Here is a 13,400-nt window from a genome sequence, read left to right as displayed (position 1 = left end):
CTCGCACACCCACCCACCGGATCACCACCAACGGTCCCACCCTGCCCAGGCCCCCGCGGCGAACGCGCCGAATGGAAATGGTACGACCCCTACGAACCCCCACCACCACCAAGCGATAACTAGGGATTTTGGCCCAAACACTCTGGCGAGCAGCATTTTTCGCCGTCAGATTTCTAGAGAAGGCAAGAATTCCGTCGCGTGTGGCGACGTCTTCAGGTACTCACCCCGACCAGCTTCTGGATGAAGCGGATCTCATCGTTGTTGTGTGCGTTGCCGTCCGGGTGGATCAGGTCGGAGAACCACGTGTCCGGAAGCGTCGTATAGGGCTCGTTCCAGGAGTCCCACGGAAGGTACGTCTGCGTGCGCCCGGCGACGAATCCCCAGTTGTAGGCGCCGACGTTGCGCCGCTTGGCAATCGGCAGGATGCCCTCGACGGTGCTGCCGAGATTACGGGCGAGGTACTCGGTGCACAGGATCGGCCGGCCCAGCGGAGTGAGCTCGTCGATGCGGTCCTCGAACTCTGAGGGCTCGGCATAGCTGTGGAAGCTGATGATGTCCGAGAGCTCGAGCTGCAGGCTGGCGATCTCACTGCGGCTGCCGGGGTCTCGCCAATGTCCCTGCCATACCCCGCTGGTCAACGGTTGGATCGGCTTGACCGCTCGCACCCACTGAAACACGTGCGGCAGGAACGCCGTGACCAGCTTCTGCTTATCGGGATGCTCGACCTTGCGGTAGTCCTTCGCTGGGTTGTCCGGCTCGTTCCACACGTCCCACCCCAGTACCCGGGGATCGTTGCGGAAGAGGCCGACCACGCCGGTGACATAGCTCTGCAGTACGCGCGTGTAGGCCGGGTCCTGCAGTCGATGCGCACCGGGACTCTGGACCCAGCCCGAGTTGTGCACTCCCTTGATCGGAGCCCGCTGAGGACCGGCCTTGGGCAATGGATCCCAACACGAGTCGAACAGCACGAACAGCGGCTTGATGTTGTGACTGGCCGCGATCGAGACGAACTGTGACAGCCGTTGGCTGAATCCGGCTCGGTCCGCCGCCCACAGCTGGTCGTGCAGGAACACCCGCATGGTGTTCATCCCGATCCGCCTGGCGACGCTCAGCTCGCCGGAGATGCGACGCGGGTCGAAGGTGCCCGCCTGAAACATCTCGAGCTGATTGACCGCGTTCGAGGTGACATAGTTGGCCCCGAGCAGCCAACCCTGCTCCCCATACCAGGCGTTGGCGCGGTCAACCGACCATCGCCCCGTCTCGGCCGCAGCGGCGGAGGGCAGCTTGGTCAGTGCCGCGGCGGCTGCAAGGTACAGCGGAAGTTTGAGGGCGGTTCGCCGGCGCACCTTGTGAACATAGTGTTCAGAGCCGAGCTGTTCGGTCCTCGTGTCTCATCTTGCAACGCAACAGGTTTCGAATTGTTATCAATCGGGTGAGCCGAGTCACCCTGTTGCCGACCAGACAGGCTCAGACCGTGAGCCCGTCGGCCACCCGCGGCACCCGCTCCGCCTCCGCGCCGTCGAGCACCATCGCCGCGACCCGGTCCCGGTGTTGTTCGGCGCTGCCCAGCAGAACCGCGTTCGTCGCGGCGCGCTTGTAATACAGATGCGCCTGGTGTTCCCAGGTGAACCCGATGCCACCGTGCACCTGGATGGTGTCGTTGGCGACGTGGCTCAGGGCGCCCGAGCAGACTGCCTGGGCGATGCTGGTGGCCAGCGCCGGATCATCGGATCCGTCCGCCAGCGCCCAGATCGCGTGATAGGCAGTCGACCTCGCGTGCTCGACGTCGACGAGCAGGTTCGCGAGCCGATGCTTGACCCCCTGAAACGATCCGATCGGCCTGCCGAACTGCAGTCGCGACTTCGCGTACTCCACCGACAGGTCCAGCAGATGCTGGGCGGCGCCCACCTGCTCCACCGCAAGAAGCGCCGCACCGACCTGTAGCGCATGGTCGATGACCCGGGCGGCTTCCTCGGCCCCGGCGATCACGCGGGCGGGCGCCTCGGTGAACGTCACGTTCGCCTCGGAGCGGGTGAGATCGAGCGTGGCCAGCGGTGTGCGCTGTACTCCGTCGGCGGTGCCGTCAACGGCATACAGGACGACGCCGTCATCGCTCCGCGCGGCGACCAGCAGGACGTCGGCGATGCCGCCGTCGACCACCTGACTCACCGTGCCCGACAACGCATCTCCCGCAGCGGTCACCGTGACGGCGTCGGGATCGAATGCGCCGCCGCGGTCCACCACGGCAAAGGCCGCGGTGCGCCGACCCTCCACGAGGTCACCGAGCAGCTCGTCGCGCACCGGCCCGGATGGGGCGGCCACCAGAGCCGGAATCGCCAGGTACACCGTCCCGAACAGCGGCCCACACGCCAACCGTGCCCCCAGCTCCTCGATGGCCACGGCCTGATCGACGAGCGTTCCGCCGACTCCGCCGTCGGCCTCGGGCACCGACAGACCCAGCACGCCGAGCTCGCCGCCGAGCCGTGCCCACACCTTGGGATCGAACGGCGGGTCGGACTCCATCAACCCGCGGACGGTCTCCTCCGAGAAGTGCTCGGCGCTGAACTTGCGCACCGCATCGCGCAATTGACCCTGTTCCTCGGTGAACTTGTACTCAGCCACGGGGGATCTCCTTCCACGGCATGCCGGCGTCGGCACGCAGGTCGCCGGGCAGCCCGAGGATGCGTTCACCGAGGATGTTGCGCATCACCTCAGACGTCCCGCCTTCGATGGTGTTCGCACGGCTGCGCAGGTACCGCTGCTGGATCGGCCCCTGCCAGTCCCTTTCGCCGGTCGCCGCGCCCTGCTGATAGCCGTGGTACAGGATGCCTTCTGGCCCAAGGAAATCCATGCACCACTGGTAGATGTCCTGGTTGAGCTCGGCCCCGACCAACTTGCCGACCGATCCTTCCGGGCCGGGTCCGCCGACCGTCGCGGCCGCGCGTGACCGTTCGGAGGTGAGCCGTTGTGCCTCCGAGCGCAGCCACAGCTGCGTGAGGCGGTCGCGCAGCACCGGGGTGTGGCGTTCGGGCCGCGATGCCCACAGTCCGGTCGCGTCGGCGATGGTGCCGGCGCCGCGCCTGCTGCCGCTGCCGCCGAGTGCGGTGCGTTCGTTCATCAGCGTCGTCATCGCGACGGCCCAGCCGTTGTCGACCTCGCCGAGGCGGTGCTTGTCCGGGATGCGGGCGTCGCTGAAGTAGACCTCGTTGAACTCCGCCTGACCCGTCATCTGGCGCAGCGGTCGCGTTTCGACGCCGTCGCCGTGCATGTCGATGACGAAGTACGTCAGGCCTTTGTGCTTGGGCACATCGGGATTGGTGCGCGCGAGCAGCAGCCCCCAGCGGGCTCGATGCGCCAGGCTGGTCCACACCTTCTGGCCGTTGATGACCCAGTCGTCTCCGTCGCGCACAGCCGACGTGGCCAGACCGGCGAGGTCGGAGCCGGCGCCCGGCTCGGAGAACAACTGGCACCACAGGTCGTCTGTGGTTGCCAACGGGCGCAACCACTTTCGTTTGACGTCCTCGGTCTGGGCGTGTTCGCGGATGGTCGGCGCTGCCATGCCGTAGCCCATCGGGTTCAGACCGAGGGGTACGGGGCCGCCCGCACCCTGCAAGATGCGGTCGGCGACGGCCTGCAGACCGCGGGACACTCCGAGCCCACCCAGGCCTTCGGGAAAGTGCACCCAGGTCAGACCTGCGTCGTAACAGGCGCCGAGGAATTCGGGGATCGGCACGTTCTTCGGGTCGTGGTCGGCGACGACCCCGCGCGCCAGTTCGGCGACCCGACCGGCATCAGCGTCATTGCTCATGGCTGTCACCATAGAAACTCGACGCGCGTCGAGGAACAGCGGTACCGGGTTGAGCGACTATCCGCGGTACTCGGCGATCTTGGCGGCGTAGTCGTCGAGAAGCCGCAGCGACTCGTCGCGCGGTTTGGTGGGCAGCAGCAGGTTGGCCTGCCGGTAGCCGAGGTCCTCGAGAGCGCGCCAGTAGTCCGGATCCGCGGGCGTGCCGAACGTCGTCAACGGCACGTCGTGACCCGCGCCCTCCCGCATCTGCTCGATTCGTTTCGCCAGCCTCTCGACCGGTAGTGGGTTGGAGATCCAGCCGGCGCCATGGCGGATCACCCGCTTGACCGTGGCGTCGGAGTCACCGCCGATGACGATTGGCGGGTGGGGCTTCTGCACCGGCTTCGGCCGCAGGAACGACGATTCGAAGTCGACGAAACGTCCGTGATACTCGGCGGGCTCATCGGTCCACAACGCTTTGATGGCCTCGATGCGTTCGTCCAGCAAGGCCCCGCGGGTCTTGGGGTCGGTGCCGTGGTGGCGCAACTCCTCGATGTTCCACCCCGCGCCCACACCGAGCACGAACCGGCCGCCCGAGATCAGGTCGATGCTGGCGGCCTCCTTGGCGGTGATGATCGGATCGCGCTGGATCAGCAGCGCGATGCCGGTGACCAGCTCGATCTTCGAGGTCACCGCCGCTGCCGCGGCCAGCGTGACGAACGGATCCAGGGTGCGGTAGTAGATCTTCGGCAGGTCCCCGCCCATGGGATACGGCGACTGCCTGCTCGCCGGGATGTGGGTGTGCTCGGCGACGACGAGCGCGTCGAAGCCGCGCTCCTCGACGGCGCGGGCCAACGACACGGTGTCGATCGTGTCGTCGTTGACGAAGGTTGAGATCCCGAAGTCCATGCCGCCCTCGCTTTCGTCGATGCGCATGCCAACGCCGGCGCGCGACGCGGCTATTCCTCAGGCCAGTGGTTCACCGAACTTGGTCAGCACATGCCATTCCCCGCCGAACATATCGAGACCCTGCCCGTGGGCGTCCCTGTCGGTCTGATCGCCCGCATACCGGTAGAGCGGGTGGCCTCGGTACGTCACCTGCTCGCCCTCGTCGCGACGCGGAACGATCTTGGCCGCCGCGACGTCGATGCCGATACCGCCGGCCGGATCCGCGTCCGCCAACAGGGGCAGCCAGGTGTCGGCGCACTCGCCGTAGCAGGTGGGTTCGTTCGGACCGTCCTCCGAGAAGACGTACAGCGTGCGGCCGGTGCTGTCGACGATGATCTGCCCGAGGTCACCGCGATCGTCGATGCCGAGCGAGACGTCCCCGATCGGCGGCTTCCGCTCGATCGACGGCGGCGGATTGGGCGCCGGCGTACGCGGCTCGGTGCGCGGTGCGGCCAACGAAGTTTGGGTGCCGGACGCCGCGGCCGTCGCCGTGCTGTGGGTCTCCTTGTTCTCGAGCGCGGCGCACCCGGACAGCGCCGTGAGGCTGACCATCAGGATCGACGCGCACATCGGCGACGTTCGTGGCGTGGGCATGATCAATCCATTTCCTTCGGTCTCACCGCTCAAACGTGTCAACGACCCGCATTGCTCGCCAACTCGATCACGTACGAGTTGACGAAATCACCGGCACGCGGGTCACCCTTACCGCATGTCCCGTCGGATTCGCCGGGCCGCTTCACCCACAGATAGGCGTCGGCGTGCGGACCCGCGGTGGCCGTGGTCGGCGCGACACCCAACGCCCTTCCGCTGGGGTTGCACCAATAGAGCTCGCCCTCGGCGGGCCCGTTGCCGTTGCGGGACGTGTCGATCACGTAGTGCTTACCGTTCGTCAGGCCCGAAATCGCTTCGCCGTAACCGATTTCATCTTCGGTGGTGAAGAAGTTCGCGACGTTGAGGCTGAACCCTCGCGCACGCTCCACACCGGCCTGGTTGAGGCGCGACGCCATCTCCTCGGGGCTGTGCCAGCGCAGGTGGCCCGCGTCGACGTACACCGCGGTCGACGGGTTGCGGGTCAGGGCGTCCACCGCGTAGCGGATCAGGTCGAAGCGTTCCTGACGCTGATCTCCTGACAAACAGTCGGCCATGGCGAGCGCGTCGGGTTCGACGATGACCGCTGCGGGCACCGGACCGATGTCGGCGGCGATGCCGTCGATCCACTGACGGTACGCCTCACCGGATCCATGACCTCCCGCCGCGAAGCTTCCGCAGTCGCGGTGCGGGATCCCGTAAATGGCGAACACCGGTATGGCGCCGGCGGCGGCCGCGTCGCCCGCGTACTTGGCCACCGTCGACGCCGACGAGCCCGGCACCAGCCAGTAGGCCTGCGGGGTGTTGGCGACCGCGCTCAGTTCGGGGCTGGGCGGGTCCGCAGCCTGTGCGGCGCGCATCGCCTTCGACGTCGGGTTGACGTAGAAGGGTTTGCCCGCCAACGGGTTGGCCTCGCTGACCAAGCGCACTGTCGGCGCCGGGCCGGCGAGGAGCGTCGCGGAGGCGACGACCGCCAAGGTGAGGACGGGGGCGGTCAATCGCGCGACCGCGCGGGCAGCTGAGGACATCACCCCAGGGAAATTAATGGCTCGCGATCGGGCCCGCCAATTCGGCCCTGGTAACCGACCGTGCAGCCTGCGGCCATGCTCGGCGAGGGTTCATGGCTGCGCGCGTTAGTGTGCTGGGGTCGGGCTCACCGACAAACCGGCAGAAAAGATGGGCATCCATGACCGCAGCACCAGAGACGTCGGCCATCGAAGCGCGGGTCGGCCATTGGTACCAGATGGCCGACCCCTACCTCGTCGGCCGCGAGAAGGTGCGCGAATACGCCCGCGCGGTGCAGGACTACCACCCCGCCCACTGGGACGTCGCTGCCGCCGCTGAGCTGGGATTTTCGGGGCTGGTAGCGCCGCTGACGTTCACGTCGGCCCCGGCCATGTCGTGTAACCGGCACATGTTCGAGCAGGTGGTCGTCGGTTACGACACCTACCTGCAGACCGAAGAGGTCTTCGAGCAGCACCGCCCGATCGTGGCCGGCGACGAGCTGGTCATCGACGTCGAGTTGACGTCGGTGCGCCGGATCGCGGGCCGGGATCTGATCACCGTCACCAACACCTTCACCGACACCGCCGGCGAGCGGGTCCACACCCTGCACACCACCGTGGTGGGCTTGACCAGTGAGGACGTGGATCCCGACATCATGTCCGCCGTCCACGCCAAGATGATGCACGACGTGGACATCTTCGCGGTCAGTGAAGCTGAGGGCACATACGAGAAGACCGTGCGGCCCGAGAGCGAGGCCCGGATCGCCGATGGTTCGGACCGCTCACCGGGCACGCCGTCGTTCGACGAGCTGACGGTCGGCGACGAACTCCCGGTGCGCCATACGCGGTTGTCCCGCGGGGATCTGGTCAACTATGCCGGCGTCGCCGGGGACGCCAACCCCATCCACTGGGACGAGGAGATCGCCAAGCTGGCCGGTCTGCCCGACGTGATCGCCCACGGCATGCTCACGATGGGGTTGGGCGCCGGATTCGTTTCCGGATGGTCGGGCGACCCGGGCGCGGTGACGCGCTATGCGGTGCGGCTCTCCGCACCCGCGATCGTCTCGGCCAAGGAAGGCACCGACATCGAGTTCAGCGGCAGGGTCAAGTCGCTGGATCCTGCGACCCGATCGGGCGTGATCGTGGTGGCGGCCAGATCCGCCGGGAAGAAGATCTTCGGGCTGGCGACCATGAACATCCGCTTCCGCTGACGCGCCGCCACCGTCCTCAGCCGTCGGGCTGCGCGTCACGCGATTGCGGCGCGCGCAATCCGAGCGTTCGGCGCCCGGCCGCAATCAGTTGATCGCGTAGCGTCTCTTCGTCGATGGCGCCGTAGTCCAAGCCCGCGGCGGATGCGATTCCCGACATGACGAGCGCCGCTTTCACCTGGCCGGCCAACCCGGGCTCGACATCGGCGAGCAGGCGCATCTGGCGGTCGACGACCGCGGCCCAATCCGGTCGGGTCCGCAGCAGTGCGACCACACCGGGGTCGCCGGTGAACAGCGGTATCAGCTCGCGGTTCGCGGCGGCCAGCGCTGCATAGCCCCGCAGCAGATGATCTGCGCGGGCACGATGCGCGCGGTGAGTCTCGGCGGCAGCGACGATCGCGGCGACCTCTTCGATGAGCGGTTCCATGACGGCGGTGAGCAGTTCCTCGCGGGTGCGGAAATGGTGGTAGATCGCGGACTTGGTCAGGCCGAGCTCGTCGGAGATCATCTGCAGCGACGTTCCGGCGACGCTGTGTTGTTTGAACAGGTCGATCGCTACGTCGATGAGGCGCTGCCGGGTCGGGGCACCGGCGTCCGTCAAGGGGTCGCTCACGGGATTCTCTCTGTCGGATTGCTTACACCGCCCACTTTAGCTGACCAGTCGTACAGGGCGATGCTGTACGGTTGGTCAGGACCGAGCTTTACGATTGGTCAGGCGACAACGAGCTTGTCGCAGCATCCCGTCACCGCATATCCCGAGGAGCGCCGTTGACCACGCTGGAAACGCTCGACTTCTTCCATGACGACGCGTTGATCGCGGACCCGTATCCCGTCCTGGCCCGGATGCGCGAGACAAGCCCGGTGCTGCGCGAACCGGTGCACGGCGTCATGGTGGTCACCGGCTACGACGAAGTGCTGTCGGTCGTCGGCGATCCGGAGACGTTCTCCTCGTGCAACTCCACGACGGGTTTTCTGGCCGGCTTCCCGGTTTCCCTGGAGGGTCTTGACGGCGCGGAGGTCCGCGCGCTGATCGAAGCCCATCGCGACAAGCTGCCGTTCAGTGACCAATTGCCGTCGTTCGACCCGCCCAAGCACACCGCCCATCGGTCACTCCTCTCGCGTTTGATCACACCCAAACGCCTCAAGGAGAACGAGGAGTTCATGTGGCGCCTCGCCGACAGAGTGCTCGACCCGTTCCTGGCGGCCGGCGGCGGCGAGTTCATCAGGGAGGTCGCCAACCCGTTCGCGCTCCTGGTCATCGCCGACTTGTTGGGCGTTCCCGAAGAAGACCACGCCGAGCTCACCGCAGAGTTGACGCGCGACGTCGCCCTGGGCAGTGCCGACGGGGAAACCGTCATGGCGCACTCCCCGCTCGAGTACCTCTACGCGCGCTTCACCGACTACATCGACGAGCGACGCCAGTCACCGCGCGGTGACGTCATGACCGAGATGGCCATGGCCACCTTTCCGGACGGATCGGTGCCCGAGGTCATCGACGTGGTTCGCGTTGCGGCCAACCTCTTTTCGGCCGGCCAGGAGACGACGGTCCGACTCCTGTCCTCTGCGCTCAAGATGCTGGCCGAGGACGCGGGACTGGCGGAGCGGCTACGCGAGGCTCCGGAGGCGATCCCCAACTTCATCGAGGAGGCGCTGCGGTTCGAAAGCCCGATCAAGGGCGACTTCAGGTTGGCCCGTGCCGCGACGACGGTCGGCGGGGTCGAGGTTCCGGCGGGTACGACCCTGATGGTGCACTTCGGCGCGGCCAACCGTGACCCCCGCCAGTTCGAGAACCCGGATGTGTTCGATCCTGATCGGTCGAATGCGCGCCGGCACATCGGATTCGGACGTGGCGTGCACAGCTGTATCGGTGCTCCGCTGGCGCGGTCGGAGGGCCGAGTGCTCCTTCGGCGGCTGCTCGAGCGCAGCGCCGAAGTGCGCATCGACGACGCCGCACACGGCCCCACCGGAAGTCGGCGCTTCGACTACGTGCCCACCTACATCCTGCGCGGACTCACCGAACTGCACGTGAAGGTGGCCTGAGATGAGGGTTTCCGTCGACGACGATGCGTGCCGCGGACACGGAGTCTGCGCATCGCTGTGTCCGTCGGTGTTCGTCATCGCCGACCTCGGCTATGCGGAGACGACAGATCCCGAAATACCCGCCGCTCTGGAAGCGTCGGTGACCGACGCCGCGCAGAGCTGTCCCGAAAGCGCCATACACGTCACCAAGGAGAACCATGTCAACTGACTTCGATCGCAAGGGCCGCAAGGCCTTCGACCTGTCCGGCAAGGTCGTCGTGATGGTGGGAGCGGGACAGAGTCCCGGACCCGGCATGGGCAACGGGCGGGCCATCTCGCTTCTGGCGGCGCGCCATGGCGCGGAGGTCGTCGCCGTCGACCTGAATCCCACAGCGGTGAAGGAAACCGTCGAGATGATCGTCGCCGAAGGTGGAAACGCCTACGCCATCGAAGCCGACGTCGCCAGTAAAGATGACTGCCAGAGGATCTTCGACACCGCGATGTCGACCAGCGGTCGCGTGGACGGGATGGTCTACAGCGTGGCCACCAATCCCCCGTTCGACTTTGAGACCAACTCGATGACCGTCGAGAACTTCAACCACGGCATCAACGTCAACATGCTGGGCTGCTATCACTGCAATCTCTTTGCCGCACAATGTATGGAGCGCAACTCCGGCGACACCGCCGGAAGCATCGTCAACATCTCATCGATCGCCAGCGTCAAGAACGAGCTCGGCCTGAACATCGGCATCATGCCGTACGCATTGGGCAAATGCGGTCTGAACCACATCACCGAAATTGCCGCGGTTCAGTACGCCGAGGCCGGAATCCGGGTCAACACATTGATGTTGGGCCCCATCAACTCCGTACTGGCCAATCGGGATTCGCAGTCGCTGTTCGGATTGGACGCCGATGAAGCGACCGAAAGACACAACGACGTCGTCAAGCTCAAGATGGGCCGCGCCAGCGTCTGGGAATCGGCGTACGCCGCGCTCTATCTACTCGCCGACGAATCGCGGTTCATGACGGGACAACAGATCCGCCTGGACGGTGGCGCCACTCTGGTTCGGTGAGGCCAGTGACGGAGCGAGGAGTCAACAGAGGCGCAGTAGTGCGCGGCTGACGATGTCCATCGCCGCACCGGTCGAGATGCCCAGGTCCGCGCTGATCATCTGGACCGCGTCCGGTGCCAGGACACCGACGCTGGTGGCGGCGCAGGCCCGGTAACCCTGCGTGACCAGTTCCTCGGCCGTCAGGAATGAATATCGCGGTTGAAGGTCACGCAGGAACTCGTCTTCGGTCGCACCGGCGGGTGCGGCCAGGACGACCGCGAGGGTCGCGAGTCCGGCGCCAAGACGCATCACGGGCAACATGTCGAACCTCCATCGGATCAATTGTTTCCAGACCATCGACGGATCCCATTCGTCAAGCAGGTCGATGGTATGCCCGCGACAATGCGCCCGCGGCGCATTCAGCAAACATTGGTCAGCGCCGCGGCAACCCGGACAGAACCGTCAGGCGACGACCACCCGGTCCCACACCCGGTGTCGGCCGAGCGCGTTGAGCAGTGACTGGGCCAAACTCGCCGGGTCGGAGCCGGAGAACAGCCCGGGCCCGTCGGTCGGAACCGCTGCGGCGGCAGCAAGCTCGGTCCCCTCCGGAAGCACCGCGATCGCCTTGTGGTGCCGGAACGTCTCGTCGACAATCGTTTTCGCTTTGGCGTTGGTCGGGGATCCCGCGATGAGGATCGCGTCGAACTCCACCGAGCGGGCGGTCGCGTAGGTGCGCGATATCGGAATGGGGGCTCCCTCGTGTTCGAGCGTGCCGCCATGCGCCGCGACGACGAACGGCACGTTCTTCGCGTTCGCGATCGCGGTGACAGCGGCCGCCACGCCGGCGAGGTCGGAGCCCGGGCCGGTGAGGATGCCGATCTGACGGCCCTCGACCGGCCATTCCTCACCGACTTGTGACACCGCGGGGCTGAGCACCACGGGATCGACGGGTGCGACGGTGGGAGCCGGCGCCTCGAGGCCCAACCCCTCGGCCACCTTCGCGCACAGGTCGGCGTCGATGTTCGCCAGGGCCACCAGCTGGCGCTCCTTGACCGCCTGCTCGTAGCACTTGCCGAGTTCGAAGGTGTACGCCTCGGCGACGTGGTCCTGTTCGGCCGCGCTCAGGCTGCGGTAGAACATGGTCACCTGGCTGAAGTGGTCGTCGTAGGTGGCCGGTGCGTCGCGACGTTTCGTCGACTCCGGAATGACGGTGGGCACCTCGATGAACGCGCCGGTGTCCGCGCCCGCGAGGAACGGGCAACCGCCGTCCAGCGAGTTCGGCTTGTACGGTGCCACGCCGGGCTGCACACCGGACTGGTGGAACCCGTCGCGGAACATGTCGTTGACCGGAGCGTGGGGCCGGTTGATCGGGATGTGGCTGAAGTTCGGGCCCGCGAGCCTGGTGATCTGCGTGTCGAGATATGAGAAGAGCCGCGCCTGGAGCAGCGGGTCGTCGGTGATGTCGATCCCGGGCACCAGGTGGCCGGGGTGGAAGGCGACCTGCTCGGTTTCGGCGAAGAAGTTCGTCACGTTGCGGTTGAGCTGAAGCGTTCCGATGACCTGCACGGGGGCCAGTTCCTCGGGCACGATCTTCGTCGGGTCGAGCAGGTCGATGCCCTCGAACATCTGCTCCGGGGTGTCCGGGAACACCTGCACCCCGAGGTCCCACTCGGGGTAGACGCCCTTCTCGATCGCGTCCGCGAGGTCGCGTCGATGGAAGTCGGGGTCCACACCGGCGGTGATCTGCGCCTCTTCCCAGACCTGGGAATGCACCCCGAGCCGGGGCTTCCAGTGGAACTTCACCAGCGACGTCGATTCGTCCGGCCCGATCAACCGGAACGTGTGGACGCCGAACCCCTCCATCATCCGGTACGACCGCGGAATCCCGCGATCGGACATGTTCCACATGGTGTGGAACTGGGCCTCGGTGTGCAGCGAAACAAAATCCCAGAAGGTGTCGTGCGCGCTCTGCGCCTGCGGGATCTCGCGGTCCGGATGCGGTTTGGCGGCGTGGACGACGTCGGGGAACTTGATGCCGTCCTGGATGAAGAACACCGGGATGTTGTTGGCGACGAGGTCGAAGGTGCCTTCGTGGGTGTAGAACTTGGTGGCGAATCCGCGGGTGTCGCGCACCGTGTCGGCCGAGCCGCGGTTGCCCAGGACGGTGGAGAAGCGGACGAAGACCTCGGTCTCCGCGCCCGACTTCAGAAAGCCTGCCTTGCAGATCTTCTCGGCGGCGCCGTTGGCGCGGAACACACCGTGCGCACCGGCGCCGCGGGCGTGCACCACCCGCTCGGGGATCCGTTCGTGGTCGAAGTGGGTGATCTTCTCGCGGAGGTGGTGGTCCTGCAACAGAGTCGGCCCGCGCTCGCCGGCCTTAAGGGAGTGGTCGGTGTCGTAGAGCCGCGCGCCTTGCGCGGTGGTGAGGTACGCACCCTGCTGCCCACGGGCGGTCATCGGTCCCTCGGCGGAAGTCCCCGTCGCCGTGCGGAGTTTCGGTGCAGTCTGATCGGGCTTCGGCGGCAGGGGCTCGCGCGGGGCGGTCGGCTCGTCGAACGACGGCGCCTCCGGACCGGGCGCGCCGGGAATGTAGGACGGATTGTGCTGGTCGGCCTGGCCCTCGCGCTTGAGCTCTTCGTTGCCGAGTAGCGTCCCGGCCGCCTCCTTGGCCTTGCCCTTGGCCTCTTCGACGATGCCCTTGACGGCTTCTTTGGGTGCGCGGTCGTCCGCCATCGATGTCTCCCTATCGCGACTGTCTCGGTGCCGATAACCGTCATTGACGGCAGGCCTGCTC

The 13,400-nt window shown here is 66.6% G+C and carries 13 protein-coding genes; 4 read left to right on the top strand and 9 right to left on the bottom strand.

The features are described 5' to 3' along the window. Positions 1–212: 212 nt before the first annotated feature. The 6 genes from RMCN_RS10610 to RMCN_RS10585 all read right to left on the bottom strand — a co-directional run bounded on the left by RMCN_RS10610 (position 213) and on the right by RMCN_RS10585 (position 6,354). Positions 213–1,346 carry a glycoside hydrolase 5 family protein gene (locus tag RMCN_RS10610; RefSeq protein WP_064414526.1) on the bottom strand — a complete coding sequence of 378 codons (1,134 nt, stop codon included), beginning with the start codon at positions 1,344–1,346 and terminating at the stop codon, positions 213–215. Positions 1,347–1,467: 121 nt separating this feature from the next. Beyond that, positions 1,468–2,622: an acyl-CoA dehydrogenase family protein gene (locus RMCN_RS10605; RefSeq protein WP_067388960.1), complete on the bottom strand. Its 1,155-nt coding sequence runs from the start codon at positions 2,620–2,622 to the stop codon at positions 1,468–1,470. Further along, on the bottom strand, positions 2,615–3,808 hold the full coding sequence (locus RMCN_RS10600) for an acyl-CoA dehydrogenase family protein (protein WP_064414589.1): 1,194 nt from the start codon (positions 3,806–3,808) through the stop codon (positions 2,615–2,617). The genes RMCN_RS10605 and RMCN_RS10600 overlap by 8 nt, the downstream gene beginning before the upstream one ends. A gap of 57 nt (positions 3,809–3,865) precedes the next feature. After that, positions 3,866–4,696, bottom strand: coding sequence for an LLM class F420-dependent oxidoreductase (locus RMCN_RS10595; protein WP_067388985.1), 831 nt, complete (start codon positions 4,694–4,696; stop codon positions 3,866–3,868). Positions 4,697–4,753: 57 nt separating this feature from the next. Next, positions 4,754–5,329 carry a COG4315 family predicted lipoprotein gene (locus RMCN_RS10590; RefSeq protein ID WP_064414528.1) on the bottom strand — a complete coding sequence of 192 codons (576 nt, stop codon included), beginning with the start codon at positions 5,327–5,329 and terminating at the stop codon, positions 4,754–4,756. 38 nt (positions 5,330–5,367) lie between these two features. Then, entirely contained in the window at positions 5,368–6,354 is a 987-nt protein-coding gene (locus tag RMCN_RS10585) for a glycoside hydrolase family 6 protein (RefSeq protein WP_110765807.1), read from the bottom strand. Positions 6,355–6,509: 155 nt separating this feature from the next. Between RMCN_RS10585 and RMCN_RS10580 the strand changes: the two genes are divergently transcribed. Next, positions 6,510–7,538 (top strand): fused (3R)-hydroxyacyl-ACP dehydratase subunits HadA/HadB, encoded by a 1,029-nt coding sequence (locus RMCN_RS10580; protein ID WP_067388958.1) that lies wholly within the window; start codon positions 6,510–6,512, stop codon positions 7,536–7,538. A gap of 16 nt (positions 7,539–7,554) precedes the next feature. On the opposite strand, the gene RMCN_RS10575 is transcribed toward RMCN_RS10580, so the two are convergent. Continuing rightward, on the bottom strand, positions 7,555–8,148 hold the full coding sequence (locus tag RMCN_RS10575) for a TetR/AcrR family transcriptional regulator (protein ID WP_067388956.1): 594 nt from the start codon (positions 8,146–8,148) through the stop codon (positions 7,555–7,557). 155 nt (positions 8,149–8,303) lie between these two features. On the opposite strand from RMCN_RS10575, the gene RMCN_RS10570 reads away from it, so the two are divergent. From RMCN_RS10570 to RMCN_RS10560, 3 genes are read left to right on the top strand one after another with little or no spacing between them, the layout of a single operon-like run. Continuing rightward, positions 8,304–9,575, top strand: a complete 1,272-nt coding sequence (locus RMCN_RS10570) for a cytochrome P450 (protein WP_067388955.1) — start codon at positions 8,304–8,306, stop codon at positions 9,573–9,575. Between the two features lies 1 nt (position 9,576). Then, positions 9,577–9,783, top strand: a complete 207-nt coding sequence (locus RMCN_RS10565) for a ferredoxin (RefSeq protein WP_067388953.1) — start codon at positions 9,577–9,579, stop codon at positions 9,781–9,783. Continuing rightward, entirely contained in the window at positions 9,773–10,627 is an 855-nt protein-coding gene (locus RMCN_RS10560) for an SDR family NAD(P)-dependent oxidoreductase (protein ID WP_067388951.1), read from the top strand. Before RMCN_RS10565 ends, RMCN_RS10560 begins: the two co-directional genes overlap by 11 nt. A 21-nt stretch (positions 10,628–10,648) precedes the next feature. On the opposite strand, the gene RMCN_RS10555 is transcribed toward RMCN_RS10560, so the two are convergent. Both RMCN_RS10555 and RMCN_RS10550 read right to left on the bottom strand, forming a co-directional pair. After that, the gene (locus tag RMCN_RS10555; protein ID WP_067388981.1) at positions 10,649–10,927 is read right to left on the bottom strand and encodes a DUF732 domain-containing protein; all 279 of its coding nucleotides are present in this window, start codon (positions 10,925–10,927) and stop codon (positions 10,649–10,651) included. Between the two features lie 141 nt (positions 10,928–11,068). Further along, positions 11,069–13,339 (bottom strand): catalase, encoded by a 2,271-nt coding sequence (locus tag RMCN_RS10550; protein WP_067388949.1) that lies wholly within the window; start codon positions 13,337–13,339, stop codon positions 11,069–11,071. Positions 13,340–13,400: the final 61 nt, after the last annotated feature.

The sequence above is a fragment of the Mycolicibacterium novocastrense genome (assembly GCF_001570485.1).
GTDB classification, from domain to species: domain Bacteria; phylum Actinomycetota; class Actinomycetes; order Mycobacteriales; family Mycobacteriaceae; genus Mycobacterium; species Mycobacterium novocastrense.
This window is presented reverse-complemented; position numbering and strand designations above follow the sequence as displayed.

Excerpts from the sequence above, each read along its gene's own strand:
- RMCN_RS10600 (WP_064414589.1), bottom strand. The coding sequence starts at position 3,808 with ATGAGCAATGACGCTGATGCCGGTCGGGTCGCCGAACTGGCGCGCGGG.
- RMCN_RS10595 (WP_067388985.1), bottom strand. The coding sequence starts at position 4,696 with ATGGACTTCGGGATCTCAACCTTCGTCAACGACGACACGATCGACACC.
- RMCN_RS10590 (WP_064414528.1), bottom strand. The coding sequence starts at position 5,329 with ATGCCCACGCCACGAACGTCGCCGATGTGCGCGTCGATCCTGATGGTC.
- RMCN_RS10580 (WP_067388958.1), top strand. The coding sequence starts at position 6,510 with ATGACCGCAGCACCAGAGACGTCGGCCATCGAAGCGCGGGTCGGCCAT.
- RMCN_RS10565 (WP_067388953.1), top strand. The coding sequence starts at position 9,577 with ATGAGGGTTTCCGTCGACGACGATGCGTGCCGCGGACACGGAGTCTGC.
- RMCN_RS10560 (WP_067388951.1), top strand. The coding sequence starts at position 9,773 with ATGTCAACTGACTTCGATCGCAAGGGCCGCAAGGCCTTCGACCTGTCC.
- RMCN_RS10555 (WP_067388981.1), bottom strand. The coding sequence starts at position 10,927 with ATGTTGCCCGTGATGCGTCTTGGCGCCGGACTCGCGACCCTCGCGGTC.
- RMCN_RS10550 (WP_067388949.1), bottom strand. The coding sequence starts at position 13,339 with ATGGCGGACGACCGCGCACCCAAAGAAGCCGTCAAGGGCATCGTCGAA.